Annotated in this window: 30 protein-coding genes; 18 read left to right on the forward strand and 12 right to left on the reverse strand. The window is 44.2% G+C overall.

Annotated elements, in window-relative coordinates:
* Positions 1-56: 56 nt before the first annotated feature.
* Entirely contained in the window at positions 57-1,571 is a 1,515-nt protein-coding gene (locus AC27G9_RS07795; RefSeq protein ID WP_487072780.1) for a FecR domain-containing protein, read from the forward strand.
* Between the two features lie 6 nt (positions 1,572-1,577).
* Here the strand turns inward: AC27G9_RS07795 and AC27G9_RS07800 are convergent, their stop codons facing one another.
* Positions 1,578-2,549 carry a universal stress protein gene (locus tag AC27G9_RS07800; protein ID WP_487072782.1) on the reverse strand — a complete coding sequence of 324 codons (972 nt, stop codon included), beginning with the start codon at positions 2,547-2,549 and terminating at the stop codon, positions 1,578-1,580.
* Between the two features lie 143 nt (positions 2,550-2,692).
* On the opposite strand from AC27G9_RS07800, the gene AC27G9_RS07805 reads away from it, so the two are divergent.
* The 14 genes from AC27G9_RS07805 (at position 2,693) to AC27G9_RS07870 (ending at position 12,820) form a co-directional block, all read left to right on the forward strand.
* Positions 2,693-3,601: a LysR substrate-binding domain-containing protein gene (locus tag AC27G9_RS07805; protein ID WP_487072784.1), complete on the forward strand. Its 909-nt coding sequence runs from the start codon at positions 2,693-2,695 to the stop codon at positions 3,599-3,601.
* 169 nt (positions 3,602-3,770) lie between these two features.
* Positions 3,771-4,319, forward strand: a complete 549-nt coding sequence (locus AC27G9_RS07810; RefSeq protein ID WP_487072786.1) for an RNA polymerase sigma factor — start codon at positions 3,771-3,773, stop codon at positions 4,317-4,319.
* Entirely contained in the window at positions 4,306-4,986 is a 681-nt protein-coding gene (locus tag AC27G9_RS07815; RefSeq protein WP_487072788.1) for a hypothetical protein, read from the forward strand. The genes AC27G9_RS07810 and AC27G9_RS07815 overlap by 14 nt, the downstream gene beginning before the upstream one ends.
* A gap of 13 nt (positions 4,987-4,999) precedes the next feature.
* A complete protein-coding gene (locus AC27G9_RS07820; protein WP_487072790.1) occupies positions 5,000-5,902 on the forward strand; it encodes a hypothetical protein in 903 nt (300 codons plus the stop codon).
* A 271-nt stretch (positions 5,903-6,173) separates the two neighbouring features.
* On the forward strand, positions 6,174-6,512 hold the full coding sequence (locus tag AC27G9_RS07825; protein WP_487072792.1) for a PDZ domain-containing protein: 339 nt from the start codon (positions 6,174-6,176) through the stop codon (positions 6,510-6,512).
* Between the two features lie 143 nt (positions 6,513-6,655).
* A complete protein-coding gene (locus AC27G9_RS07830) occupies positions 6,656-6,907 on the forward strand; it encodes a hypothetical protein (RefSeq protein ID WP_487072794.1) in 252 nt (83 codons plus the stop codon).
* 391 nt (positions 6,908-7,298) lie between these two features.
* Positions 7,299-7,820, forward strand: a complete 522-nt coding sequence (locus tag AC27G9_RS07835) for a hypothetical protein (RefSeq protein WP_487072796.1) — start codon at positions 7,299-7,301, stop codon at positions 7,818-7,820.
* 114 nt (positions 7,821-7,934) lie between these two features.
* On the forward strand, positions 7,935-8,186 hold the full coding sequence (locus AC27G9_RS07840) for a hypothetical protein (protein WP_487072798.1): 252 nt from the start codon (positions 7,935-7,937) through the stop codon (positions 8,184-8,186).
* 116 nt (positions 8,187-8,302) lie between these two features.
* Positions 8,303-8,692: a contact-dependent growth inhibition system immunity protein gene (locus AC27G9_RS07845; protein WP_487072800.1), complete on the forward strand. Its 390-nt coding sequence runs from the start codon at positions 8,303-8,305 to the stop codon at positions 8,690-8,692.
* Between the two features lie 44 nt (positions 8,693-8,736).
* The gene (locus AC27G9_RS07850; protein WP_487072802.1) at positions 8,737-9,069 is read left to right on the forward strand and encodes a hypothetical protein; all 333 of its coding nucleotides are present in this window, start codon (positions 8,737-8,739) and stop codon (positions 9,067-9,069) included.
* Positions 9,070-9,218: 149 nt separating this feature from the next.
* Positions 9,219-9,533: a hypothetical protein gene (locus AC27G9_RS07855; RefSeq protein ID WP_487072804.1), complete on the forward strand. Its 315-nt coding sequence runs from the start codon at positions 9,219-9,221 to the stop codon at positions 9,531-9,533.
* 280 nt (positions 9,534-9,813) lie between these two features.
* Positions 9,814-11,175, forward strand: a complete 1,362-nt coding sequence (locus tag AC27G9_RS07860; protein ID WP_487072806.1) for a tetratricopeptide repeat protein — start codon at positions 9,814-9,816, stop codon at positions 11,173-11,175.
* 378 nt (positions 11,176-11,553) lie between these two features.
* The gene (locus AC27G9_RS07865; protein WP_487072808.1) at positions 11,554-11,997 is read left to right on the forward strand and encodes a hypothetical protein; all 444 of its coding nucleotides are present in this window, start codon (positions 11,554-11,556) and stop codon (positions 11,995-11,997) included.
* Positions 11,998-12,073: 76 nt separating this feature from the next.
* Positions 12,074-12,820 (forward strand): alpha/beta hydrolase, encoded by a 747-nt coding sequence (locus tag AC27G9_RS07870; RefSeq protein ID WP_487072810.1) that lies wholly within the window; start codon positions 12,074-12,076, stop codon positions 12,818-12,820.
* Here AC27G9_RS07870 and AC27G9_RS07875 read toward each other — a convergent pair.
* Positions 12,815-13,906, reverse strand: coding sequence for a helix-turn-helix transcriptional regulator (locus tag AC27G9_RS07875; protein ID WP_487072812.1), 1,092 nt, complete (start codon positions 13,904-13,906; stop codon positions 12,815-12,817). The two genes, AC27G9_RS07870 and AC27G9_RS07875, sit on opposite strands and share 6 nt — an antisense overlap.
* 135 nt (positions 13,907-14,041) lie before the next feature.
* Here AC27G9_RS07875 and AC27G9_RS07880 point away from each other — a divergent pair, with 135 nt between their 5' ends.
* Entirely contained in the window at positions 14,042-14,761 is a 720-nt protein-coding gene (locus AC27G9_RS07880) for a hypothetical protein (RefSeq protein ID WP_487072814.1), read from the forward strand.
* Positions 14,762-14,785: 24 nt separating this feature from the next.
* Here AC27G9_RS07880 and AC27G9_RS07885 read toward each other — a convergent pair whose 3' ends face one another.
* The 7 genes from AC27G9_RS07885 to AC27G9_RS07915 form a co-directional block, all read right to left on the reverse strand.
* Positions 14,786-15,166 carry a VOC family protein gene (locus AC27G9_RS07885; RefSeq protein ID WP_487072816.1) on the reverse strand — a complete coding sequence of 127 codons (381 nt, stop codon included), beginning with the start codon at positions 15,164-15,166 and terminating at the stop codon, positions 14,786-14,788.
* Between the two features lie 43 nt (positions 15,167-15,209).
* Complete coding sequence (locus AC27G9_RS07890) at positions 15,210-16,358, reverse strand: outer membrane beta-barrel protein (RefSeq protein WP_487072818.1); 1,149 nt, start codon at positions 16,356-16,358, stop codon at positions 15,210-15,212.
* 130 nt (positions 16,359-16,488) lie between these two features.
* Positions 16,489-16,899 (reverse strand): 3-phosphoshikimate 1-carboxyvinyltransferase, encoded by a 411-nt coding sequence (locus AC27G9_RS07895; RefSeq protein ID WP_487072820.1) that lies wholly within the window; start codon positions 16,897-16,899, stop codon positions 16,489-16,491.
* 246 nt (positions 16,900-17,145) lie between these two features.
* A complete protein-coding gene (gene trhA, locus AC27G9_RS07900) occupies positions 17,146-17,781 on the reverse strand; it encodes a PAQR family membrane homeostasis protein TrhA (RefSeq protein ID WP_487072822.1) in 636 nt (211 codons plus the stop codon).
* Positions 17,782-17,877: 96 nt separating this feature from the next.
* On the reverse strand, positions 17,878-20,748 hold the full coding sequence (locus AC27G9_RS07905) for an ATP-binding protein (protein ID WP_487072824.1): 2,871 nt from the start codon (positions 20,746-20,748) through the stop codon (positions 17,878-17,880).
* Positions 20,741-21,916, reverse strand: a complete 1,176-nt coding sequence (locus tag AC27G9_RS07910) for an ABC transporter substrate-binding protein (RefSeq protein WP_487072826.1) — start codon at positions 21,914-21,916, stop codon at positions 20,741-20,743. The genes AC27G9_RS07905 and AC27G9_RS07910 overlap by 8 nt, the downstream gene beginning before the upstream one ends.
* 104 nt (positions 21,917-22,020) lie before the next feature.
* Positions 22,021-22,470, reverse strand: a complete 450-nt coding sequence (locus AC27G9_RS07915) for a MarR family winged helix-turn-helix transcriptional regulator (RefSeq protein ID WP_487072828.1) — start codon at positions 22,468-22,470, stop codon at positions 22,021-22,023.
* 109 nt (positions 22,471-22,579) lie between these two features.
* Here AC27G9_RS07915 and AC27G9_RS07920 point away from each other — a divergent pair, with 109 nt between their 5' ends.
* Positions 22,580-23,008, forward strand: coding sequence for an organic hydroperoxide resistance protein (locus tag AC27G9_RS07920; protein WP_487072830.1), 429 nt, complete (start codon positions 22,580-22,582; stop codon positions 23,006-23,008).
* Between the two features lie 57 nt (positions 23,009-23,065).
* Here the strand turns inward: AC27G9_RS07920 and arsB are convergent, their stop codons facing one another.
* The 3 genes from arsB to AC27G9_RS07935 are packed head-to-tail and all read right to left on the reverse strand — an operon-like array spanning position 23,066 to position 24,891.
* Positions 23,066-24,076: an ACR3 family arsenite efflux transporter gene (arsB, locus tag AC27G9_RS07925; protein ID WP_487072832.1), complete on the reverse strand. Its 1,011-nt coding sequence runs from the start codon at positions 24,074-24,076 to the stop codon at positions 23,066-23,068.
* Positions 24,076-24,546, reverse strand: coding sequence for an arsenate reductase ArsC (locus AC27G9_RS07930; protein ID WP_487072834.1), 471 nt, complete (start codon positions 24,544-24,546; stop codon positions 24,076-24,078). The genes arsB and AC27G9_RS07930 overlap by 1 nt, the downstream gene beginning before the upstream one ends.
* Positions 24,547-24,564: 18 nt before the next feature.
* Positions 24,565-24,891: a metalloregulator ArsR/SmtB family transcription factor gene (locus tag AC27G9_RS07935; RefSeq protein ID WP_487072836.1), complete on the reverse strand. Its 327-nt coding sequence runs from the start codon at positions 24,889-24,891 to the stop codon at positions 24,565-24,567.
* 99 nt (positions 24,892-24,990) lie between these two features.
* On the opposite strand from AC27G9_RS07935, the gene AC27G9_RS07940 reads away from it, so the two are divergent.
* Positions 24,991-25,587, forward strand: coding sequence for an IMPACT family protein (locus tag AC27G9_RS07940; protein ID WP_487072838.1), 597 nt, complete (start codon positions 24,991-24,993; stop codon positions 25,585-25,587).

Consider the following 25,587-nt stretch of genomic DNA (forward strand, 5'->3'; position numbering starts at 1 on the left):
TTGTTATTCTTCGAATTCTCTATTGTTTGTTAACCAAGGGCGCTCAGCGTTGTCTCATGTCAGAAAGTCCGTTTGGTAAAAAGCACTTCGATACCCAGAGTCTAGCGTCTCGAGCAGATATTAAAGCTGTGGTTGAGGGGTTTGTTAGTGCGTATGTGCCCGTTTCGGATATGAGAAGTCAGTTTGTACGAGACATTCTTCAACAACTCGCAGGTTCCTCCGAACTCGATGTCACTGAGAGTCCTATTGCACAGGTATTGGCGATTTCTCGCTTGGTGCTGCGTCAACACGGATGGTTTTCTGTGGGATTGGCGACGAATCAACACGCGCAGATAAACGATGTCGACAAAGACAAACTAGAGAGTTTATTCGCAGGGCTGTCGGAACAGCAACGTAGCGCTTTTATTCAGCGGTTTCATCTCGGGTTATCCAGAGAAGACGTCGCCACAAGGTTGGACACCCACCTCGATGTGGTTAAACAGCATTTAGTCTGTGTGCTCATCGATTTGGCATTTGTGACGCGGGAAGAAAACAGTTTCCCACTCCAATCTGACGTGTTGACGCAAGCCGCTGATTGGTATGAACGGCAACCTCACCTGCAGCATGATGCACAACAAGCATTTGCGCGATGGTTTACGATTAAAGCCCATCAAGACGCGTTTCATTCCATTGCTCAAGCAGCAAGTCACGTGGAAGTGTCTCGGGTACTCGCTCAGTTTGCTCAACCACCCGTCAATGAGACGCAAACATCACATAATCAAACCGCGTCTCCCGTGCTCAATCAACCTAAGCGCATTCCCTGGGTCGCAAGTGCAATAACGATTGCAATTATTGGTGGATTGACTTGGATTTTTTTGACGACCCAGTTAGCGAGTTATCACTTATCGCCGCCAACGTACAATGAAGAGCCTGATATGATGCAAAAAGGCAGTTACATAACTGCTGTAGGCAGTCGCGGCTCCTATGTCTTAAAAGATGGTTCAGTGATATACATGAACGGCGACAGTAAAATTGATGTGGATTCTAACCCACAGCAGCGACTTGCCAGACTGATCGCTGGGCGAGTGTATTTTGCCGTGGTCTATGAACCAGCGCGCCCATTCTTAGTACAAATAGGCTCCACTACAGCTGATATCTCCGATGCCGCGGTAGATGTTGATTTATTGGGCGAAGAGTTAATCATCAGTGTTTACGAAGGTGTGGTAAAACTGAAAACTCCAGAAGTCAGAACATTGACCAAAGGGCAAGGCGTCGTTATCGCAAATAACGCGATTGAAAGTGACTTTTTCGTTGTGAACCAATTGCCCAGTTGGCGCTCAGGTTGGCTTGAGGTTAAAGGCTCCTCTTTGGGAGATGTCATCTTAGAGTTTCAACGTTACAGTCGAAAACCCATTCGTTTGGACGGGCCAGACAATCGAATCATCACTGGGCGATTTTACCTTGATACACCGTCAAAAAGTTTACTGGCAATCGCGACTTCTGTCGGTGCTCAGTTCATCGAAAATGAGCATGCCATCACGATTTGCGTACCGCCATCTAGTTGTTCACAGCTACCTAACACAGTGAATTAGTCATAATTAAGGCGTCTTGACAGCGACGAGAGCACATTCAACTTGGTGAATAACGGATTCAGTCGTATTTCCCAATAATAAGCCTGCTACCCCTTTTCGTCCTGCCGTGCCCATTACCAATAAGTCTGCGTCGGCTTGTTTTACGAATTGCCCTAACTTTATTGCTGGCTCGCCTTCAATAAGTGTCGTCGTGGGCTTGAGGAAGGTTAGTGTCGCGTCTTCTACCTCACTCGCTAGCATCGCCATTAACTCATCAAGTACAGTCTGACGTTCTTGCGCAATTAACGCCTTTTCTTCCTGCAGCGCAGGCTGATCAAATTGAATAAAGCCATCTCTTAATATGCTTTCTGGTACCACATCGTATACGTGCACTATGTGAAGTTGAGCAAACTCTAGAAGAGCAATACGAGTAGCATGGCGCAGTATCTCCATGTTCAGTGCGCGCTTTTGCGCAACAACGTCTGGGGCGTAGTGATAGTTTAAGTCCACCGCGGCAACGATCGTTTTATACTTTTCAGCTTGGCCTTGGTGAGTTATCCATACCGGACATGGGCACTGTCGAAGTAAGTTGACATCATCATTGCCAAACCAACGCTCGAGCACGTCATCATCTGCTTGTTTCATGACTAGATCAGCTTGTGTTTTTTCGACGAGAGCTATGATGTTAGCTGTTTGAGAACCGAAGGTGACAGACGCATTTATTGGTACCTCGGTGTCCCAGCTTGATACTTGGTCATCCAGCCAATGTTTCGCCATGACCTCCATCGCCTCTGTCGACTCGAGGTAGGAAACAGATTGCATAATCATTTGAGCATTAGGGGGAAGTTCGTCGAGGGCAAGCAGCATACTGATTTCCGCCTGATGATTTCTCGCGACATGCAGTGCTTGTTCGATCACTTCCTCTTGGTGGTGCGTGCCTGTTAGTACACAAACTAAATGTCGATATCTACCTTTCACTTCGAACTGTCCTTTGTACATTTATCAACTCTCATTTCAGCTTAGCAGTGATTTACAAGAGGGCCGATTTTAATGAAACGAATCTGATTGAGATCAAGTAATGTCTTTTTTTAATTCATGTGTTAGATTAATAAGGTTAATTTTAATCAGTAAAGGTGTTTGCAATGCGCTGGCCAAATTTGAAGCATTTACACTATCTCGTCACACTGCATCAAGAGCAGCATTTTCACAGAGCTGCGCAAAGATGTAACGTTAGCCAATCGACGCTGAGTACAGCGATTCAAAATCTCGAAGAGCATTTTGGTAGCCAGTTGCTCGAGAGAGAGCACAAAACCTTTGTGTTTACCTCGCTTGGTTTGGATGTTGTTGAACGCAGTAAAGTGTTGTTACAAGAAGCGGGAGAGCTGGTTGAGTATGCACAAAACGCCGGAAATTGGCAGCGCGGTCAGTTAAAGCTAGGGGTAATTCCTACCATAGCGCCATTTATGTTTGAGGGGATGATAGGCGCATTTAAAGCCTTTTTGCCTGATATCGGGTTAGAGTTACAAGAAGATACAACAGATAATTTGCTGGAGCAGCTTACCGACGGCAAACTGGATTTGTTGATACTCGCCCTACCAATGGAAACCCCCGGCTGTAAACAGATGATTATCGGCCATGACCCTTTCCACTTAGTTGCGCACAATGATTTACTGTCCCAGCTACCCGATCCTATGGATATTTCCTCGTTGCCCAAAAACAGTGTGTTTCTGCTGCAACGAGAGCATTGTCTGACTGGTCATGCGGTAAGTGCTTGCGGCTTGCAACACAGCGAGCAAGTAAGTTCGTTAGCAGCGAGTTCCTTGTATACCCTTGTGCAATTGGCAAACAGTAAATTGGGCTATACCTTTTTACCTGAGCTCGCTCTTAATCAACACATTATCGAAAATACTGACCTTGCGCCGTTGGCTGCAGAAGATCAGGCATTTCGAGAAATCGGTTTGGTTTGGCGATCCGGCACGACAAGAATGCAATTGTTCCGTCGTATAGCCGAAATCCTTTCCCCGCTGTTGCCCGTTCCTTTGCTGAAATAGCTTATTGAGTAAGTCATGACTCAGGTTTTATAAGCCAGTCATGACTTCTTTTCCTGCCGTTTTTCCCTTTACTCAAAGAAAAACGAAAAAAATTCAAAATAAATCAAACTTTATCCCAACCCCCATCGACATTATAGTCAAACAGTAAACGGCTTTTGAGGACAGGAAGGTGTTTGAAAAGCGTGATGAACAGCTTGTTAAACAAGCCCTGAAGGGAAATAAAAAAGCTTGGTTCACACTGATAAAACGTTATGAACAAGCCATATACCAGTATGGACTGCGTATGACGGGAAACCGACACGATGCTTCAGACCTGATGCAGGATATCTTTGTATCTGTGTTTAGAAGTTTGGGCAATTACCGAAACGAAGGTGCCTTTAAAGGCTGGCTGTTTCGCATTGCTCACTACCGTTGTATGGAGTTTTATCGGCGTAAGCGACCAGAGCAAGGTTACGATGACATACCAGAATCGGTATGTGAGCAAGATACGCCCGAACAGACATTGTTGAGTGACTGCGCCAGCGTGACGCTCACAAGTGCCATGCAGAAATTGCCATTGGCGCAAAAAGCGATAGTGGAACTCAAGTTTTTTGGTCAATTTACTTTTGATGAAATCGCCGATCAGTTGGGTGTTTCACCGAATACAGTGAAGTCGAGATTGTACAGTGCACTGGCAAAATTGAAATTAGATTTGGAGGTCGAAAATGCAGGATATTGACCGCGAACAGCTACTTGCGAAGTGGCTTGAAAATAAGTTAAGCGATAACGAACGCGAACAATTTGAGTATTTGTGTTTGCATGATGAGAGTTTTTCTCAGCATGTAGAAACGGCGAATAGTGTCAGTTTTACCGCTCAACAATTTGAGCAATCGGACATCCCTTCTTGGGACATGGAAAGCACGTTTATCGCGACAGAACAGCCAAAATGGTGGCAGTGGAGTGGGCTTCCAGCAGTATCAATGGCGATGTCGGCGATGGCAATGGTGATGGTAGTGACGGGATTTAGCATTGAAGTCGAGGATGGACGAATAGCGATGGGGTTTAGCAGCGGCCCATCTCAAAGCGAGTTAGCCGCCATTGTTGATGAGAAAGTTGCAGACTACCAGAAATCTAACCAAGCGATGTTCTCCCAATATGTCGATGCGTTGACGACTCAACAACAGCAAAGCAGCGCGCAATTGACTGAATACTTGTTGAGTTCCAGTCGTCAGGAAAGACGAGAAGACTTTGCAGAGCTGATTAAATTTATTAACGAACAAAGAGAAGACGACCAGCGTTTTTACGCCAGACAACTTAATTCTCTTCAACAAGAAATTTACTCTTTGGACTCGGCCTATACCGATGAGCTGAATCCAGAGAACGATACCGTATTAAACGATGATTGAGCCGAGGTTTACCATGATTAGAGCACTTACTTTAGCCTGTATGTTAGGCGCAGTACCTGTTAGTCAAGCGATGACAGCTGATTTGACGAAACTAAACAATGAATTAGAGATTATGTCGGGTGTTGTAAACACCGCATTGAAACAAGAAAACGGCGACAAAGGGTTGAGATACCGCTCTATTCAGGCGTCATATCTCGCCAATCAAGGTGTGGTTTTTGAAATCAGTACTGGCGGTAACAATTTTGTATTTAGCGATTTGACAGAAGGCTTAGTTGAGTTTTTTCCTAGCAACTGGGATGCGCCTGGCGACGGCAGTTTCGCTTTTGAATTCAGCGGTGATGTGGATTGGGAAGAAGTCACAGTTGAGGCGATGCACGAAGTGCAGGAAGGAATGGCACAGTTAAGTGAACACTTGAGAGAGCTCAAAGAACAAGGCAGAGAGTTGTCTTGGGAGAGCCGCGAGTACGAACGAGAGCTTCGTGACCTTAAATTTAGGTTGAGAGCAGGTGCTAAGGATGAAAAGGAAGAGTTGGACAAAGAAGCCAAAGCAATAGAAAAGGCGATGGCTCAGATCAAAGAAAAAGAAGTTGAGATCAAAGAAAAAGTCGAAAAATTCGCGGCTGAAAGGAAAAAGCGCGCTGCTATTCAAAAAGAAGCACGAGAAAAAGCCTATAAGTCTTTTCTTGCTAACTTTGAATCAAGTATCGGCAATGCCTTGTGTAGCTTTGGTGGTGGGCTGAGAGCCTTACCAAACGACGAGTACATTTCGTTTGTGCTCAAAAATTTCAGCATCGAATCGGGTAAAGAAGCAAAAGATCGCGTGTATGTTTTCTCTAATGAGCAGGTGCGACGGTGTGTTCAGGACAAAATCAAAGCCGAAGCCTTGTTGAGCAAAGCTGACGTATACGAGTTCTAAACAACAACGTGTTGAATAGCGAAAAAAAGCCCCTCAATGGGGCTTTTTTTATACCGCTAGGCATACCTATCGAGTGACTAAACATTCTGTTGAGAGCACATATTGGCCTGACAGTGAAGCGCACAACAAGCCTGAATAAAACCGAGATACAAATTTTGTTACAGGCAAATGCTAGTAGTTAAGTGCGCAGTTTGTTATCAATGTCTCACTACTTAAACATGTGGCGTGTTTCAGATAACAGGCTTAATTAATCTATTTTAAGGAAAAAATAATGAAACGCTGTTTTACGATGGTTGGTTTACTGATGTTGTCGTCTTCAGCCTTGGCCGAGGCGGGTGATAAAGGTTTCAGTTTGGATGTGACAGTGTCAGGGTTCTTTAGCCCTGAAGTCAAACAAGCAACCATAAAAACGGTAGACGAGGGTTCCTCTGCTGAGCAACAAGGGATTCAAGTTGGCGATGATATCGTTGCTGTAGACGGTTGTGAAATTCCAGGGTGCTCGGCGTCAGAAGCAAAGAAGTCACTGCAAAAAGAGGCCGGTGAAACCGTAACCTTGCTCATGCTAAAACCCAACGGCGAAAAGTATGAAGCGAATGTGGTAATGCAATAATTTGAAACTTTCGGCTGGTGCAGCAGCGCACAAGGTTTCAGAACGGATTTTACTATCAAGGAAAATGGCAACGCTGACATCGCAGTAGTAAGAAGCAGTGGTATTCAAATAATGCCACCGTGGATACTTTTATGTAGTACGTAATGGATAAAGTAGAAGCTTATCAAGTCCTCACAATGCAACTTGCCAACCTTTTGGATAATTCTACATTGGTATCCAATCTCGTAAATGAAGGCAGAGCGACGACCCTTGTTCAAGGCAAAGGTGGCCTGTACACATTAAGCTTTGAGGTGCAAGGAAGCGATGTGATTGGTCAAATCCATAACAACAACAGCCATATTTTTCAGGTACTTGAAGATCGCGTATCAATCAAAAAATTTTTAAAAGCACCTTAATGATCAATTCCATCGCAACAATGTGGATATCGGATGCATTCTCTTCTTAGTTCTAATATGGATTAGTCATCACCTAGACCTGACACTTCCAGTGAAAGAGCGAAACCCAATCTGACAGTGTCTTTAAGCGTTTTCTGCCCATAAATGATGCTCGCAGATGTGCTGCGAGGTATCTGTGGTTATATACAAGCCAAGTGACTTTCCTCAATATTCAGGAAAACGACTCAATCGCACGTTTTTGTCCCATTAAAGTCAGAGGAACCAACTTACAGCCTTTACCGCGCTTGGCTTTGATAAACATGATAATTGTGACACTATGGACAGAAAAGAGCACATGCTTGGCACATAAACTTACATTGCCCACTACTAAATTGTTAGCAATCAAATAGTCATGAACGAAATAGAAGCAAAGAAAATAGCCAATCTACAGGTGATTGGAAAACGGGAAGGTTTCTCGTTGATGGAAGAGTCTACACAGGAGTTCGCTACTTGTTTCGCTTTCTATTACCAAAACAATGAATATATAAAGTCTCGTGATATTAGAGACATGACCGCCGGAGCTGGTCCAATCCTTGTTTGTAAGAAAACTGGGTTTGTATTCGAAACGGGCTCAGCACATCCAACGGAGAAATATGTAAAAGCCTTGGAGTCTTGTGGTGACCCATACGGAGAACTATCGGAGAAAATAGCCGTTTTTGGCTGGCGAGAGGGGGCGAACAAGGTTGCTGCAACAAGACTTATTAGGGCTAAGTCTGGCTTAAACATTCGAGACGCAAAAACTATCGTTGATAAAGCTCTTCAGAACAAAGAATCTCATTTTTCAACTGGTAGTGTTGAGGAATCAAGCTCGGTAAACACGGAGCTGGGTCGGCTTGGTTTTAAGAGTAAACAACTGTGGACTAATCAGTGTTAACTAGGCAATTAATTGGAACTCCACTCAGTTAATTGTTTTGCGATTTAACGCGACACTACCGCAAAATACACAACTAGGTTCAGATCACTTATCAGGGGATTATTAGGCATCACTATGATTGAAATCGATGGACGAGTTTTTACTTATACAATAGCTAGTGATGTAATTCGTGACGGGCTTGGTGCTGAGTTAAACGAGGTAATAAATGGAAAAGAAGTCTTCATTGCTGAAGTTTTTCGAAATGATACAAAACTAAAAATAGAATTTAGCACCTTTGAAGCGAGCGTACCCTATTATGCAATCGTCAAGTTGTTTAAGATATTTGAGTCAAAAGTTACACAAGAATTTGATAGAGACACCATATAACGAGCGCTTTAAGGGACATATGAAGCTTTGCTGCCGTCGCGGCGCTCCTGAATTTTAGCTGAGCTAATTATTTGCCCATTAAGCGGGCCATAGAGCCAGGCCATTAGGATGATGCAATGGATAAATTAAAAACACTGGAAGTTTTGGAAAACGACTTTTGGGACCCTCCGGGATTCGAATCCCATTTAGCTATAAGTTGCCATAAACTCAGAAAAGTACCTCTACACAAGCTGACTCCAGAAAATCTTCGTATGCTTATTGGCCAAGAAATTGGACTGCAATATTTAATACCATTGGCCCTCGACATTCTGGAAGATAATTTGTTGGTTTCAGGTGACATGTTCGAAGGGGATTTACTTTGTTGTGTAGCTAAAGTGAGTCGTCAATTTTGGGATAACCATAAAGAATTAAAAGTTAGGGCTTTTGATTTAAGTGATGCAGTTACATCTTCAATAGAAACATTAAATGAAGCAGAAAGTTTTTTTAAAGGGAAGTTGGTGTGGTAATAAGCCCTAGCAAGCCGATCAAGCTCGCTAGCACGAATCCGTGCATGCAAGCAATTGCTCCGTATCTAGGTGTTATGTTTCAGGTGATCATGGAAAGAATCGAAACGGTAGTTGAGTCACTTCGAAAATATCACCCAGAGCTAGAATCTCGTAAATTAGAATTAGTGTTTTCCTTTTCTAGTGAAAAAGAGGCTAAAGAATACTTCAGAAAAACTTATCACTGGGAACACCATGTCTCGATGCTTAAGTATCAATTAAACGGTAAGTATTTCTCAGGCTTTAAAATTAAAATAGACTTAAATACAAGATATATTAAGCACTTAACCAATTGTTATGTAAATATAGCATCAGCAAACCGAGGCACCCTTTATCGCTGAAAATTGTGGGTTTGAAACATAACACGTCAATTATGGCTAGGACGCAAAACGCATGGCTTGCGCTCCTCCGTCGCTAACTATAGCCATGCATTTATGCGCCCCACATTGAGGCGTTAGCTGTTTCAATGTCATGGATTAAGGAGTAGACAATGAAGAAACAAATAAAAAGGTTATCACCCCATCAAAATGGCAAAGTATTCGGGATTTTAATGGCAGTAGCTACATTGCCAATGTTCATTCCTATGATGTTTATTATGTCTATGGGAATGCCAAGTACAGATCAAAATGGTAACCCTATAGAATTTCCTACAACGATGTTTGTCATGTTCCCCATAATGTATTTAATTTTCGGATATGTTTCAGTAGCCATTATGTGCTTTTTTTATAACTTGCTCCAAAGATTCATTGGTGGTTTCGAGTATGTAACTACTGAAACAGAAGTGTTGCAAACACCTGACAAGTAACTACAGCGGGACAATTAAAGCTTGGCTTTTGTCACTGTGTTCCAGATTAAAGCCAAGCGTTAATTTGCCCCTCAGTTGGGCTGTAAAGCTGTAAATAGAATGCTGTCATTCCAGTTTGCTCTTAGGCACCCTGCCAACGCTATCCAATGGAATGTTGTCGACAAATGACATACCTAGCACTCTTATTCTGGTATGCTCAAAAGAGTCATTATTGAATAGGGCTAAACCAAAACTACGCTGCACCTGTGATGTATTTAAAATGGAACTTCAATAGCTCAAAATGATTAACTTCCTCAAGAAAAAACTCTCCACAAAAACAATATCGACAATAAAAGAACAAGCCATTTCTGAGCTTGAGAATGAACAATATGATTTGGCGTTAGAATCAATTCAACCATTGATCATGACGCAATCGAATGATGCGAACGCGGCTGAGGCTCTTGTTGAAATAATAGAAATTGGCTACTTGGATATTGATGAAGGGCTGAAAATTCTGAACGAAGTCTATAAGTCCCATCAAGAAAATATTCCGTTAATTTGCGCGATAGGCAGTGCTCTTGAATACGCTAGAAATATCGATGAATTGAACTTGCCTCCTTCTGAGCATCCTCTGTTCGAAGCTGTCATCCATACGCTGATTGAGGCGAATAAGTCTGGTGGAACAGATGAAGAAGAAATGCTTTTGCGTGGCTTGTCTACGGCGACAAGGATGATGGCTCGCCAATATGATGAGCTGTCTTTGGATTGTTACCGTCGGCTAGCGAAATTGAATGAGTCGAATCCAGCGAATCACTACAGTCTCGGACTGTTCTGCAAAACCAGAGGTTTATTCAAAGAAGGTTTAGAAGCCAACAAAAAAGGGTTGGAGTTATTAGAGGAACCGTTAGACGGTTACCTCTGGAATTTGGGTATATGTGCAACAGGGGCTGGAGATGGGGAAACCGCGCTGAAGATATGGAAGCAAATAGGAAATAAAATAGAGATGGGCCAGTTCAATTTGCCTGAAGGGGGCTACCCATTTTGTAAGGTCAAATTAGCTGAATTTCCTCTTGCAGAAAGAAGTGCGGAAAATGATTACCCGGGTAAACAAGAGACCATTTGGTTAGAAAGGCTTAGTCCCTGCCATGGAATAATTAGGAGTGTTCTCTATCAAAACTTGGGAGTCGACTACGGAGATGTGGTCCTTATCGATGGTGCCCCAATCACATACCATAAATATGGAGAGAATGACGTTCCTGTATTTCCGCACCTAGCCACATTGATTCGAAGGGAATATCAGTTCTTCGACTTTATTGCGACACAAGAAGAACAAGGTCAAATTAGTACTATTAGCGATTCTCTTGGTAGTGATGCTGTTGTGTACGTTCATACCGAAAACTTTCGAATACTTTGTTCGTCATGCTGGCAAGATCCTAGCAAGGATCACTCCGAGCACACCTCTGAAGAGAAATGTATAGTCAAAGGAAGAATTGCCGCAGCCAATACTGTTCATGCAGAAGCGTTGTTAAAAGAAATCGATACCGCGATGGAAAAACTGCAAAATTGTGAGATGTTCGCTCCAACACTGTGCAAACAATCGGGTTTCGATAAGAGGGCAGACATAGAGCAACGGCGATTCGATTTATTGATGGAAAATACGTAACGGTAAACCCGTTCCTACAAAATGTCCGTTTAGCGTGTACAGAGGTGCTCCGGTCCTGCGTGTGTTTTTCATTGCATTCGTTTAGTTAACGATTAACCAATAATGCCGTACTGTCTGTTCTAAGGTTATGAGGACTGTAAACAGGCCAGTTTTAGTTCAGGTCTTAGTAACAGGCCTTTATTTATATTGTTAGCTGTGTCAGTTTTAAATGTTATTAATGAGCGCGTGTTGACCCTGAGATCCGTGATACTCATTTTGGATAGACTATAGCAATTATTGCTAACAAGTCCGGCGCTCATACGTGTTTGTGTTGAACGAGGTTTACACTGTTAATTCAACCCGTCCTCGTTATTCGATTACAAAAAAGTTGGAGTGGGTATGAAATGGGAGCAATCTCACACGCAGTGCATAATCGATATTTCCTATCGGTTTGTTCTGCCTATTTTGGCGTGGCAGATATTTTATCTTGTTGTGTTTCAGAATAGTGTATCCGTTGAAACCTATGTGGTTTTGCCTTTCTTTGTCTTGTGTGCGGTGTTCCTCTATGTTTTGTGGTTAAAACTGTTTAACACGGGGCCAAATCGTGTAAAAACCCTCTGTGTTGCTGTTGATAAGACCGAGATTACTGTGGCGTCTTACGGCAAAAGTGAGCGTGTAGCTAAAACTGATTTTGCAGGGGTTACTCAAAGCGGAAGGTTTCCTAGAAAAATCGTATTGCAGAAGCTCAACGCAAAGCCAATAACATTCAGCTACTATGCGTTGAACCGAAGTCAACGTGAAACCTTATTCGAAGTATTAACCACATGGACTGACAAAGGTTGAGTCGCATGTTTTTAGACATTGTCAACGACATGCAAGGCGCTGGCATGTACTGATTTCCCATACAGAGAGACATTATATGAAGCCATTGTTGTTCGGCTTAATTTTAAGCTTGATGGTATTCCAATTGGAAGGGCAAGAGATGGAAGTTCGAGATGAAGCGAGGGCTCGTAACATCCCAATAATACTTTCCTTTCCAACTAATCAACAACAGTGCTCCGAGCAGGCTCCATGTCCGGTGGCATTTGTTAGTGCGGGTTATGGCGTCCCCCATACGGGATATACGTTTTTAACGAAAAAATTCAATGAGTCAGGGTACTTGACGGTAGCCGTTCGTCACGAGCTGCCATCAGACCCACCGTTGTCTAAACAAGGCGATTTGTACACCACTCGAAGCGAAAACTGGATTCGTGGCGCTCGCACCTTATCTTTCCTGCAAATGCAGCTCGCGGAGCAATACCCAGCATTCGATTTTAATCAATTAGTATTAATCGGGCATTCTAATGGTGGTGATATTTCCGCTTGGTTGGCAAACAATATGGGGCAGAGTATTCGAGGGTTGATTACTTTAGATCATCGTCGCGTACCTTTACCTAGGCTATCTTCCTTGGCAGTGCTGTCGATTCGAGCATCTGATTTTCCGGCAGATGAAGGTGTACTTCCCTCTCTGCAGGAGCAACGAGAACATAACAGCTGCGTTGTCACTATTGATGGTGCCAGACACAATGATATGTGGGATGCAGGCGATATGCTGCTAAAAGCTGAGATAATAAAAATCCTATCGGGCTATCTGGAACAAGGGGAGTGCTGGAGGAAAAAACTATAATTCAGTTTTTTCCGGTGCCGCTCGAAAAGCGCTAGGCGTCATGCCTGAGTGTTTTTTGAAGGCGGTGTAAAAGGAAGACCGAGATTGAAACCCCGCGTCATTTGCTATCGAAAGCACCGTTTTGTCTGTGTTTTTGAGCAGTGTTTTCGCATACTCAACTCGCGCCTTATTGATGTAGTCATAGAAGGTAGTGGCGAGCAATTGGCTGAATGTTTGCGAAAGGTAATGTGTTGATGCCCCTGTTTGCTCAGCCAGATTCATCGCTGTAAAATTGGGATCTTCGAACGCTCTATCGCGAATGACTACGGTCTCGATTTTCTTCGCAATTCGCGACATGTGTTCATGATTTATTGCCGAACGTTCGTACACCGCATTCGTTTTGACCTGCTCTTCTGCTGGCTCACTGCTAACGGCAGGGACATGTTGAAGCGAGTATGTGCAAAAGAGCCAAACAGTAATAAGTAGCATCCAGTTTACGCCATTTTCGCTGATACCAAAGGCTGCATATTTGTCTTCAAGTGCTAGCACAAACACACTGTAGCACCATGTTATTCCAATCCAAGCGAGTGTAAAAAGATACCAGTACAGGCGTTTATGAGAATGATTTGAGAACAAATTCGAAAGCGATTTGTGATATCGGATTATCTGTAGCGTACTTTTGATAGCGTAGAATAGGCTTAGCACCACCCAAGCTACTAGGGTTATACCAAAGGCAATGGCATTCAATTTTGCCCAAGCCGTGGCAGGTGTCAGTCCATCTAAAAATACCTGAGAGAATGCTTCAGTCGGCATAATAAGCATTGATAGGCTTAACAGCGCGCCGATGCCTACGGGTAGCCATTGCCACATCACTATTTTGTTGTATGTTGATGTGAGTGCCATCTGATACCAGTGCAAAGCCGATATCAGTAACATAAAGGTAAGCGGCAGCATGGCGACAAACAACTGCGCTCTCAAATCAGGAAAAGACAGCCACCAGTAACCTGACGATAACCAACCTAGTAAGCCTATTATGGTTATTTGCAGAATTTGAACCGTGTTACCCCGCCAGTGACTCATTAGATAAGAAACCGCTAGTAAACTCATGCCAAATGAAATACCTGCAATAAACAAGAAAGCCCCTTTTTAATCGCCAAAAATGTGTCCTTGTCGATTGTCGCGGACGACAGGACACTGATTTATCAAGCAAAATGATATTCTTGATTTTAAATGGGAATACCAATGGAAAAAGTAAATTTACACTGTGAATTGAATAATGCCAATGCTTCGGGCGTATGGACCGTGCGTTATAGTTTGTTTGCAATGGCGTTGTCCTATATCGCCTTGTTTGTTATCTACGGTGCACTTTTGCCCGCGCCAGTATCGAACACCTTGCAAGATAAAGTGGGCTTTATTCTTGAACACCAAGGCATGCTGAAAGTTAGTTTTCTGGTCGGCTACGTCGGTTTTGGTTGCCTTCTCACAGCGGTGTCGATTGGTTTTTACCGGACGTGCGAGCCAAAACAAATGTCGCTGAACACGCATGTGTTGATATGGGGATTATTTTGGGCCTTACTTTTGATTGCTACTGGCTTGATTGGTCTGACGAACATCTCTTTGCTTTCAGCCAAAATCGCTATAGATGATTGGGATGCCGCGAGTTCGCTTTTTTATAGTGGTGCGCTACTAGAACAAGCACTTGGTGGTGGCATAGAGTTTGTTGGTGGAGTTTGGGTGCTGCTCATTGGTCTCGTGGTTTGGCAACAACGAGTAAGCGGCATGTTATTTCCCGTGTTTTCTGGTCTCAAAGGTATAATTGGGGTGTTAACGATTATCTCCAGTGAGAGTGTACTTAGAGACTTATTCGGGATAACGGGCATTATTTGGTTTATCTGGTTTGGTGTAGTCGTTGTGGGCGTTACCACTAACAACGAAAATCTGGAAAAGGGGACGGCGCGATAGCCGTCTCCAAAAAAGACATAAACGTTAGCGGCTAGAGTGCAAACCGAACAGGTTGCCTTCGGTGTCTTTTGCCAGTGCACAAAAACCGTATTCACCTATCGACATTTTGTCTCTGACCAATGTGCCACCCGCAGCGGTCACTCTACTCGCTTCAATTGCACAATCATCACAGCCCAAGTAGATGACTGTGCTATTGCTGCCCGCTGGCATATCCGGTGTTTGCACCAAAGCACCACTGATCCCCGGTGCATCGGGCGATGAATCAAATTGCCGCATTTTCAATTCGCCATCAGTGATGGAGATAAATCCGGTATCGAACACGGCGCTATAAAACGCTTCGGCTCGAGCCATATCGTCGACGTAGATTTCGAACCAAACACCAGGGTTCATGTTGGTAGCTGTCATATTCGTAAACCTCGATTAAATGAAAAGGCCTGATTTATTGAGTTTAGTCTAACAACACGCCAATGCTTACGTAGACCTGGGTGCCTTCAAATTCAAATGTCATAATATCCGAATCTCGCGAGGCGTGTTTTATCCCCGCGCCTAAGAAGAAACGTTTAGACAGGTCATACTCTAGAGATAAACCGTAATCAACTCGTGTATCTTCCCGCGCAGGTGACTGAAAATCGTAGAAGCCGATTCCAGCATTGGCCTCTAACGCTAGCCTTTGAGTTAGTTCGTGGGTTAGTGTGATGGCGTGCCTGTCAATAATATAGCCAGTTTCTCCGACAATTGCAGAGTCCAAGGTATCTCGAGAATTAAACAAGCGAACTAACGTATGGGAGGCCGGTTGCCAAACCATATCCGCATGATAGGACAAACCGTCAACATCGATTAGCTCCTCGTCTTCGTAGTCTCTGTCGAGGTATCCAATTTTGAAAAAGCCCCAAGTTTTGCCACTGATCTGCCATTCTAAGCCACCGCGAACAATGAGCAGTGTATTGGTTTGATTGAACGTCTCACCATATTCATAGTCTTCGTAGCTAGCTTCAATAAAGGCCCGGGTTTTTGGCGCGACTCTGTGGTAATAACGTCCTAATAGGCGAGTACTGTCATTGTCTCGAAATGACTGTTCGTTAGTATCAAATTCGCTTTTCTGAAAACGCCCTTCAAACTCGATCTGCCCTTTGCTTTCACGTGTGCCATAAGCGACTCTGGCAATGGCACGGGTTAAAGTTTCTTGATTGAATTCTGAAATGTTAGTTTGTATTGGGGCGTTGGTATCACCAGGGAGTTCTTGGCGCTGAACATAGCTGACAATCAAATCGCCATTGAATCTAGCTGTTGGATCGTATTTGTATGTCGCGACGGCAGCGTGTTCCTCATGATCAAATGAGCTGAGTTCATTGTAGCGCCTGATCGTTCCTTGGTAATCGAGAGAGAACTGACTCACACCTTTGCCAGCATACAGCTGCATCATAGGTTTGAATACAACGGCCTGATCGTCTTGCTCGTCCATGGTACGGCGTACATTATCGTTGTGCTCGTACTGTACTTCCAAGCCATATACATTGTGTTCTTCCGCGGCCATTGCGTTGTGTGCAAAACAAGACAGAAAAAGCGTGGTGAGCGAAGTGTTGATTGTTTTATTCATTGTTATTTTTTTTCCAAAATCCTGTCACCTTTCATCGGAGGCTGAAAGCGTTTTAGTTTTTATAGCGTGTCACGATATCGTTATGTTTTCACAGGGTTTGATTGCACGCTATTATGAATTAGTTGCATATTCAAAACAGCCCTTTAAACCAATCCCATATGCCTAATGATGTCTCTTCACTTAGGTTTATACCCAAGGCTGATTTCACTAAGTAAATGACTAACAATCCCAACATGATACTAGCACTCAGGCACAGGGTTGCTATGCCAGCCAGCGTCAGGGTCGAAATTTGTTGCTCCGTTCGAGTTAGCTCACGTTTGTCACGGCCCATGAGAAGTACGACGTACCACTGGCTACGAGCAAACGGAATCGTCAGTGTGGTTCTCACATCTACCGGGTGTTTTTTCCACCCACGAGTACCAATTGCGCGATGCAAGTGCTGGATCTGCTCATCTGAAAAACTTTGAGCAACTCGTTTGGGCATTTTGGCCATCAGCTTTTGAACATCGTCCTGATTTTGATGAATTTCTCTGATTGTCATGCAACATTTCCACGTACTAGTTTAGCCGCAATAAAAGCGACATCTGATGCGTAACTAAGAATAAAAACGTTACCGTGTTTCCAATCACAATAGCCTTATCATCAAGCCTATTGATGTTATCGGCCCATTTACGTTTTTATTTACTATTTCAAGTGTTTGACAGATTTAACGATAAATCCACTGTAGATTGAGTGTATTTGAAAAAGGTGATGGCTGTAGTGATGTGAATGGCCCTCGCCAAGCAAGTCACAACACAAAATAATAAATAGAGAAGTAATGGCATGCACAGCCGCCGAGCACGAACAAGTGCCAAATCGCGTGGGTGTATTTTTTTGACTTAGCGACGTAAAACAACACGCCAATCGAAAAACTGAGTCCGCCCGCGACAATCAACCACAAGCCACCGCCAGGTAGCGCTTTGTACAATGGATAAATGAGCCCAACGGCAATCCATCCCATCAGCAAATAAGTCATGACTGATATTTTAGGGAAACGCTGGCCAGCTACCACTTTGAACACGACCCCACCCAAGGCGAGTACCCAAATAACAATCGTAGTCACTGTGCCAAGCATGCCGCCAATAGACACAAGCATTAAAGGCGTATAAGTGCCGGCAATAAGCAAATAGATGGCACTGTGGTCGAGTAACTTCAAGATACCTTTGGCTTTTTGATGTGTGACAGCGTGATAAACGGTAGAGCACAACAACATCAGGATTAAGGTACTGCCATAAATGGCAGATGCAGTTATCGACAAAGTTGTTTCGGCTTTCAACACGATAAACACTAAACCGACGATGGCAGCAATAAACCCCAAACCGTGTGAGATACTATTGAGCCATTCCTCGGACTGGCTATATGAAGAGATAGTTGAAGTTGTCATAGTGAATTCTCGACGAGTCAGACAACTAGTCTAGTATTTCAGCGTACACTTGTACACTGTAAAGATGAACACTAAGAGGTGTTTATTCGATAAGGTTTAATGCATACCCGACTGCTGACTGTGTTCAAGCCAATGATTGACCTTGCGAACTAACGACTCTGCCTCAAAAGGTTTACTGACATAATCGTTCATTCCCGACTCGATACACGCTTCTCTGTCACCTTTCATGGCGTTAGCGGTTAACGCGATGATAGGCACATTTTGATAATGGGATCCTGCTTCTCCATCACGGATCAACCGAGTTGCGACAAATCCGTCCATTTCGGGCATCTGGCAATCCATTAAAATAAGTTGAACCTGCTTTTTCAACGACTGTAATGCTTTGATAGCCAGGATGCCGTTTTCAGCGGTGACAACCGTAAAATCGTTAAGATGCTGCGTGGCTACGATGCGATTGATTTCATTGTCTTCTACAACAAGTAACACTGGTTTTTGCTTATCGGCGTCTTTTTTAGGTAAGTTATCATTGAGTGATACTGTTGGAATGGCCGCCTGCTTTGAGCCTTTTTGCAATTGAATACAAAACCTAAATTCACTGCCAACGCCTTTTTGGCTGCGCACTTCTATATCGCCACCCATCAACTGTGTGAGTTGTTTACATATCGCTAAGCCTAGTCCTGTGCCGCCAAATTTACGGGTCGTGCTGTCATCTTCTTGACTAAATACATCGAAAATACGACTTAGCTGACTCGAGTGAATGCCAATTCCCGAATCTTTGACGACACACTCTAAGATTAAGCTTTGTTCCATCGAGGGCGTCACCGTAGCAGTGAGCTCTATTTGTCCAGTTTCGGTAAATTTAACGGCGTTGTTGAGCAAATTCTCCAGCACTTGGCGTAGACGCACAATGTCACCTTTTACATACCTGAAGTCGTCCGCAGGTGCAGCTAAATGAAACGCTATCCCTTTCTCTTCACATTGAACTTGGTAGTAACGATGCACAGAATCTAGCAAATACAGGAGGTCAAAATTGACATGTTCAATGGCGAGGTGTCCCGCCTCAATCTTAGAAAAATCTAAGATATCATTGATAATGTGCAATAGGTTTTGTGTACTCTCTGATGCTAGCCCTAAGTACTTGCGTTGTTTGTCGTCTAAGGTGCCGTCTTCCAACAGTTGTAGCATTCCAAATATGCCGTTTATCGGCGTTCGTATCTCGTGGCTCATACTCGCAAGGAAACGCGATTGTAAGCGGGCGGATTCCTCGGCTTTTTGCTTTGCCTGGTTGAGGTAGATAGCCGTTTGCTCCTGCATGGTAACGTCTTGTTGAATACCAATGAAATACCGAGTCTGGCCATTGGTTTCGGGCACTGGAGTGAGCGTTAGCTGGTTGTAGAATTGCGAGCCATCTTTGCGATAGTTGATAAGAGTGACGTCTATTGGGCTCGCGGTTCTAATTGCTTGGCGAATTTGCTCGACTTTTTCAGGCTCGGTATTGGTACCTTGCAACATGCTACAGTTGCGGCCAACGACATCTTCAGATTGGTAGCCAGTGAGTGCAGTAAATGCCTTGTTGACATAGATAAGAGGACAATTTGGCAAACTAACGTCGCTAATGACAATGGACACTGTTGCCTCATCCATTGCGGTATTCTTCATAAGCAGGTCAGATTCCAGTGCGCGTTTTTGCGTTACGTCTTCACCCACATAAACCTTACCAACGATTTCTCCTGTGCCGTCGACAAATGGCACCCTTCGCCACAATATACAAGCACTTCCGCCGTCAATCGTTTTGTAAGTCGCCTCCGCAAAATCTGATTTGGAATCAAATAGCTCGGTTATTTGCCAGGTGTGTAAATGCGTTTGGTTGGCAAATTCTGCGTAGGACATATTGCTGAGAATGATATCGCCATCATCGCTGAGTACGACAAGAATCTCGCGCATTGAGTTAATAACATTGGTGAATTTGGTATTGGAAATTGACAACGACAGCACGTTGTCAATCAATCCATTGAACGAATCTCGAATTTGATAAAGCTCTAGGGCTTCATCGGGATCATTCATCAAGTCTTTCCAATTTTGCGGTCTGTCGTTCAGCTCGTGGCGCAAAGAGTGATACAGGCCATCAAGTGTGCCTGAAGCTTGGGTAGCAGCTAGCCTCACGCTCAACAAACTGCCCAGCGCAGAGGCTAAAATTGCGGTAAACATGACTGGAATCAGCCAGAAAATACCCGAATAAGCCGACTCAAAAGACTCGAAACTCAGGACTGTGAAATCTTCCCAATTGGCGTGGTAGGTAAAGTTACTTTGCTCAATACGCTCGTCAAACAACACGCCCTGAGCAACCGTGCTGGGTTTAGATGAGTAGATGACTCGTCGGTCACTATCAATCAATACTTGGGTGGCGTTGTTGTATATGGGCGAGATAAGGCGATTTATTGTCGGCACATAAAAGACGAGCGCGCCTTCCGCCATACCATCCAGTAACACAGGGGCAGCAATGACTAAGCCATCGGCACTGAGATAACTAAAAGACATGCCCTTATCTAACACCTGAGGTTGCCAGATTTGATCAAATTCAACGGGAATGTTATCTCCCCAGTTTTTAGACATAATCGGTTCACCAGCAAAGTCGAATAACGCCAGGCTGGTATTTAGTGCCTCGGTAATCTTTAACGATTGAAAAAACAATGGCAGGTATTCTTGGCGCTTTTCAAAGTCGATAAGGCCATTGATCATCAAGTCGTTTTGCGCCAAGTTGGCGATGATTTGTCGGTTCAGCTCTACGCCGTTATCAATGGCTTGAATCAGGTTGTCAGCGTAATTTTGGTGATCCCGTTGTAACTGTTTGTGAGCGGTAAAATAAAACGATAGACCGATAAGTAAAGCCAGCCCAACAAGTACGATAAGAATTTTCGGGATGATTTGCTTTTGCAGCTGCTGGCGAAGGGTAAAACGTTTATTCATCAAGGTTCACAGGTACCAATTCACCGTTATCGTTATAACGCGTCATGAAATAATCGTCAGATAACAAGGCATCGTGTTGGTCTGGAGTGAAGGGCGGTGAATAGTGTTTTACCACACCATGATAACTCTCGATCGCCTCTAATTGGCTGCGAATGTCCTCGCGATTGAGTGAACCTGCTTGCTCTGTCGCAATTGCGACAAGATGAACAAGGTCATAAGCGTGGGCTAATCCCACCACACCTTTAATTGATGATTCTGTCGCCAAGTGATCGTATCGCTGCCGATAGTCATGGAGCAAATACGCTTTTTTACCATCGTCCATGTTATTGACGAAGCTAAAGGTTTGCAGCACGCTAATATCGAGTTTGCGAAGATGGGAAAGCCCCAGTGAACTGACGAAACTGCCACCAGAAATACCCCAATGAGAAACAATGGGCAGGGCGATATTTTGCTCACTCATTTGCCTTGCCACTAATGACCCCTCAGGTGCATTCGCCACTAGCATGATGGCATCAGGTTGGCTGGCTACAATATTGGCTAACGAATCACTGAAATCTTTTTGTCGCCAGTTTATCCATGTGGTCAGGGTGATTTCGATGCCATTGTCTTGTGCAGCTTGGCTAAGTGATGTTTGATTAGAACGCCCCCAGCCGGTGCGTTCAAGTACCAGAGCGACCTTGTTCAAACCTTTATCTTTGGCGTGTTTCATCATGACTTTAGCCGCTTCTGCGTCTCTGACAGATACGCGAAACACATAATTAGGTTGATAGTTATTGTCGACGATTGCGGTGCCAGCCGCCCAAGGGTTGAGATAAATGAGTTTGTTTTCGTGGATTGTGGTAAGCTCTTCCAATGCCACTGGTGTATGCACACCACCCAATACAGCAATGAGGTTCTCTTGTTTGGCCAGCGTTTTTATATTGCGAATACCACGCGCTGGATTGCCTCTGTGATCCAGAGAAATGAGTTCAATGGGCCTACCTAAAATGCCGCCCTTTTTATTGAGTTCTTCAATCGCGATAACGGCGCCTCTTTGAATCGCTAAACCACCTTCAACGGCACCCGAGCTAAGATCGGCATCCAACCCAATATAAATGGGGGCATTTTGAGCCGCTGTCATACCGCTAAACACCAAGGCGGCAGTGCAGAGTAATGATTTAAAAAACACGTTAATCGTCCCTTTTTACTGCGTTAAACGCGTGTATAACCAGAGTATAGAGTAGATCGCCTAACTTACTGCATTCAATACGGGATTTCATGGAAAATTGGCCATTAAAGCTGACAGATATCAGTCGTCAAATCTTGGCTAAGTTTATCAATCAGAGCAATAAGTTGCTGGCCTTCCTCAGCAGAGAGGTGTTTGATATTGCACCGCATCGTTTGCGCTATTTCTATTGCCGAAGGCTTAGCACCGTGTCCTTTGGCCGTTAACGCCACTTTTTTTACCCGTTTATCTTCGCTGGAAGTGACAATTTTTACGTAATCTTTTGCTTCCAATTTTTTCAAGATTAGGCTCATAGCACCACCATCAATGCGGGTGGTGTCAAGCAAGGTTGATATAGTGATCTCGTCTTGTTCCCATAGCGCCATCATAGCCACATATTGTGGGTAGGTTAGATCTAATCGCTTTAGCATAGGTCGGTAGGCGCGAGTAAATGCGTTTGAAACAATATAAAACCTATGACACAACTGGTGATCGAGTCTGATGGCGTCGCTATTCATAATCTCTCCTTTCTCAAATTTTATTTTGCATGCAAAAAGCTTGATCAGCAAGTTTTCATCGTGTATGTTTATTTTGTATGCAAAGTAAATTTAACTTTAGGAGATTCAAATGCACGTATTAGATCAAGTGGTATACACGGGAACGGCAACGGCAACAGGTGGTCGCGAAGGTACTGCCACATCCAATGACGGCAAATTGTCACTTAAATTGTCGACGCCAACAGAATTAGGTGGCGCTGGTGGTGAAGGGACTAACCCTGAACAAATGTTTGCGGCAGGTTATTCCGCATGTTTTATCGGTGCTTTGAAGCACGTTGCAGCAGCAGCGGGCGTGAAATTAGCTGATGATATTAGTGTAACAGGCGACGTAAGCATCGGCCCTATTGCGACTGGTTTTGCTATCGCAGTTAAATTATCAGTAAATTTGGGTGACCTTGACGCAGAGACTGCACAAGGTTTAGTCGATAAAGCACACGTTGTATGCCCATATTCAAACGCGACTCGAGGTAATGTCGACGTTCAAATTAGTTTGGCGTAATACAAAGCGGGCGTGAGTGGTATCTCACGCCCGCTGACATTATCCAACAACTCAGTGTTAGTCGAACCAGTGCCGGGTTCGATTGGCGAAGTAAACGAGAGATAACATTACAGGTACTTCAACTAACACGCCTACCACAGTGGCCAAAGCCGCTCCCGAATGCAAACCAAATAGAGCGATGGCTACCGCTACAGCAAGCTCGAAAAAGTTCGATGTGCCTATCATACAAGCCGGTGCAGCAACGCTATGCGATAGTTTCATGCGTTGAGCAGCAAAATACGCAATGGCGAAAATACCATAGGTTTGAATCAAGAGCGGGACAGCTATCAAACCAATCACCGTTGGCTGGCTTAAGATGGTTTCTGCTTGTAGACCAAACAAAATGACAACGGTTGCTAACAGGCCAACAATAGACCAGGGCTTGCATGTCGAAACAAATGCTTCGAGTTTTTCTGTGCTTCCGTTGAGTAGTTTTCTTGTGATCGCGCCGGCCAATAACGGCAGCACTACATATAAAACAACGGATAAAAACAAGGTACTCCAAGGCACTTGGATATCACTAACCCCGAGCAAAAACGCGGTGATTGGGGCAAAGGCGAATATCATAATGACATCGTTTATCGAGACTTGCACTAGGGTATAGTTAGCGTCGCCTTTAGTGAGTTGGCTCCAAACAAATACCATCGCGGTACAGGGCGCAACGCCCAATAAAATCATACCCGCGATGTATTGCTGTGCGGATTGTGGATCGACAAAATCAACGAACAGAAACTTGAAAAACAGCCAACCTAACGCCGCCATGCTAAATGGCTTGATGAGCCAGTTAATCACAAGCGTCAGTATTAACCCCTTTGGCTTTTTACCTACATCTTTAATTGCTGAGAAGTCGACCTGCACCATCATAGGATAGATCATGAGCCAAATTAACACTGCGACCACTAAATTAACGTGAGCATATTCTAGTGCGGCGACTTGTTCGAAAAGGGCGGGGAATTGGCTGCCAAGTATCACGCCAACGGCAATACACAGGCCTACCCACACTGACAAATAGCGTTCAAAGCGCCCCATTATTTTTCCCCTGCGATCAGTGCAGAAATTTGAGTTTCCCACGTGTCTTTTGGTGTTGCTGCAATGTCGATGAGTCGATTAACTCGGGCTTCAATGAGGTCGATAGTCACATTGAACGCATCAGCCAGTTGTTGTTCACTGCCCTCAAGTTTTGAAGGATCTTCCAAACCCCAGTGCATTTTAATAGTTTTACCAAACCACACCGGACATGCTTCACCGGCGGCAGAGTCGCACACCGTCACCACGACATCAGGTGCAAATGATTCAAACTCATCCCATGATTGGCTGACTAACCCCGTGGTATTGATGCCCCTCTGTTCAAGATACTTTATAGATAGAGGGTGAACTTGGCCAACGGGCTGGCTACCCGCGCTTTTGGCTTCAATTAAGCCATTGGACTTAGCGTTAGTGACAGCTTCAGACAAAATGCTTCGGCATCGATTGTGGGTGCAGATATAAAGAATTTTCATCGGTTATCCATGTAACAGTTAACAAGCTTGGTCGGACGCACATTTCATTAGTTGCTGAGATGTTGCGAAATAATCTGGGGCGCCAGTTGCAGTTTGGGCAATGACGTCGATAGCCCATTGAGGCAGGTCAGGGTGCAAGCGGTAGTACACCCATTTCCCTCTGCGCTCATCACTTAACAAGCCACATTTGCGAAGTTCTGCGAGGTGACGAGAGACCTTGGGTTGGCTTTGTTCCAACGCACTTTGCAGATCACAAACACACACTTCTTCAAAACTGTGTATTAGCAATACGGCTTTCAGGCGGGTCTCCTCTGCGAGACATTTAAATAATATAAGTGGAGTCATAACGGTTACCTCTTGATATACGAAATATCATATATATGGAATTCCATATGTCAAGTGTCTGACATAGTTTGTTGCCACCAACTTGGGTATACTAATGTGATGAGTTATCCAATACCTGAATGCGCAGTAGACACTGTGTATGAAATTAAGAAAAGTAAGTTTATAACCCGCGCATTTATGGCCAAAGACCGCGAACAGGGTATGGCTGAATTGGCGAGAATTAAGCTCGCTTACCCAGATGCGCGCCACCATTGTTGGGCTTATCTTCTCGGTGATCCCGCTATGCCTAGAAGCGTAGCAATGGCTGATGATGGCGAGCCAAGTGGTACCGCAGGCAAGCCAATTCTCAATGTATTGCAACACAAGGGCGTCGGCGATGTCATGATAGTGGTGACGCGCTATTTCGGTGGCATTAAACTGGGCGCTGGCGGATTGGTCAGGGCGTATTCGGCTGCAGCCCAACAAGCCATGGAACAGTTACCGACAATCGAACGAGTGACAAGGCAAGAGGTTCGCCTGAAACTCGATTTCAAACACGAGCAATATTTTCGCAACTGGGCATCGACTCACGACGCTGAGGTCGTGGCCTGTGATTATGGACAATGGGTGATTTTGACCTTGGGCATTGTTGAGCAAACCGCAGAGGCACTCGCCCATGTTACTGGGAACTTAGGTGTGGAAATCATCTCCAACTAA

The sequence above is a fragment of the Alteromonas sp. 5NS40-0096 genome, from assembly GCF_057544385.1.

Bases quoted from the DNA above. Each gene is read 5' to 3' on its own strand.
- AC27G9_RS07795 (WP_487072780.1), top strand. From the start codon at position 57: ATGTCAGAAAGTCCGTTTGGTAAAAAGCACTTCGATACCCAGAGTCTA.
- AC27G9_RS07800 (WP_487072782.1), bottom strand. From the start codon at position 2,549: ATGTACAAAGGACAGTTCGAAGTGAAAGGTAGATATCGACATTTAGTT.
- AC27G9_RS07805 (WP_487072784.1), top strand. From the start codon at position 2,693: ATGCGCTGGCCAAATTTGAAGCATTTACACTATCTCGTCACACTGCAT.
- AC27G9_RS07815 (WP_487072788.1), top strand. From the start codon at position 4,306: ATGCAGGATATTGACCGCGAACAGCTACTTGCGAAGTGGCTTGAAAAT.
- AC27G9_RS07820 (WP_487072790.1), top strand. From the start codon at position 5,000: ATGATTAGAGCACTTACTTTAGCCTGTATGTTAGGCGCAGTACCTGTT.
- AC27G9_RS07825 (WP_487072792.1), top strand. From the start codon at position 6,174: ATGAAACGCTGTTTTACGATGGTTGGTTTACTGATGTTGTCGTCTTCA.
- AC27G9_RS07830 (WP_487072794.1), top strand. From the start codon at position 6,656: ATGGATAAAGTAGAAGCTTATCAAGTCCTCACAATGCAACTTGCCAAC.
- AC27G9_RS07835 (WP_487072796.1), top strand. From the start codon at position 7,299: ATGAACGAAATAGAAGCAAAGAAAATAGCCAATCTACAGGTGATTGGA.
- AC27G9_RS07840 (WP_487072798.1), top strand. From the start codon at position 7,935: ATGATTGAAATCGATGGACGAGTTTTTACTTATACAATAGCTAGTGAT.
- AC27G9_RS07845 (WP_487072800.1), top strand. From the start codon at position 8,303: ATGGATAAATTAAAAACACTGGAAGTTTTGGAAAACGACTTTTGGGAC.
- AC27G9_RS07850 (WP_487072802.1), top strand. From the start codon at position 8,737: ATGCAAGCAATTGCTCCGTATCTAGGTGTTATGTTTCAGGTGATCATG.
- AC27G9_RS07855 (WP_487072804.1), top strand. From the start codon at position 9,219: ATGAAGAAACAAATAAAAAGGTTATCACCCCATCAAAATGGCAAAGTA.
- AC27G9_RS07860 (WP_487072806.1), top strand. From the start codon at position 9,814: ATGATTAACTTCCTCAAGAAAAAACTCTCCACAAAAACAATATCGACA.
- AC27G9_RS07865 (WP_487072808.1), top strand. From the start codon at position 11,554: ATGAAATGGGAGCAATCTCACACGCAGTGCATAATCGATATTTCCTAT.
- AC27G9_RS07870 (WP_487072810.1), top strand. From the start codon at position 12,074: ATGAAGCCATTGTTGTTCGGCTTAATTTTAAGCTTGATGGTATTCCAA.
- AC27G9_RS07875 (WP_487072812.1), bottom strand. From the start codon at position 13,906: ATGAGTTTACTAGCGGTTTCTTATCTAATGAGTCACTGGCGGGGTAAC.
- AC27G9_RS07880 (WP_487072814.1), top strand. From the start codon at position 14,042: ATGGAAAAAGTAAATTTACACTGTGAATTGAATAATGCCAATGCTTCG.
- AC27G9_RS07885 (WP_487072816.1), bottom strand. From the start codon at position 15,166: ATGACAGCTACCAACATGAACCCTGGTGTTTGGTTCGAAATCTACGTC.
- AC27G9_RS07890 (WP_487072818.1), bottom strand. From the start codon at position 16,358: ATGAATAAAACAATCAACACTTCGCTCACCACGCTTTTTCTGTCTTGT.
- AC27G9_RS07895 (WP_487072820.1), bottom strand. From the start codon at position 16,899: ATGACAATCAGAGAAATTCATCAAAATCAGGACGATGTTCAAAAGCTG.
- trhA (WP_487072822.1), bottom strand. From the start codon at position 17,781: ATGACAACTTCAACTATCTCTTCATATAGCCAGTCCGAGGAATGGCTC.
- AC27G9_RS07905 (WP_487072824.1), bottom strand. From the start codon at position 20,748: ATGAATAAACGTTTTACCCTTCGCCAGCAGCTGCAAAAGCAAATCATC.
- AC27G9_RS07915 (WP_487072828.1), bottom strand. From the start codon at position 22,470: ATGAATAGCGACGCCATCAGACTCGATCACCAGTTGTGTCATAGGTTT.
- AC27G9_RS07920 (WP_487072830.1), top strand. From the start codon at position 22,580: ATGCACGTATTAGATCAAGTGGTATACACGGGAACGGCAACGGCAACA.
- arsB (WP_487072832.1), bottom strand. From the start codon at position 24,076: ATGGGGCGCTTTGAACGCTATTTGTCAGTGTGGGTAGGCCTGTGTATT.
- AC27G9_RS07930 (WP_487072834.1), bottom strand. From the start codon at position 24,546: ATGAAAATTCTTTATATCTGCACCCACAATCGATGCCGAAGCATTTTG.
- AC27G9_RS07935 (WP_487072836.1), bottom strand. From the start codon at position 24,891: ATGACTCCACTTATATTATTTAAATGTCTCGCAGAGGAGACCCGCCTG.
- AC27G9_RS07940 (WP_487072838.1), top strand. From the start codon at position 24,991: ATGAGTTATCCAATACCTGAATGCGCAGTAGACACTGTGTATGAAATT.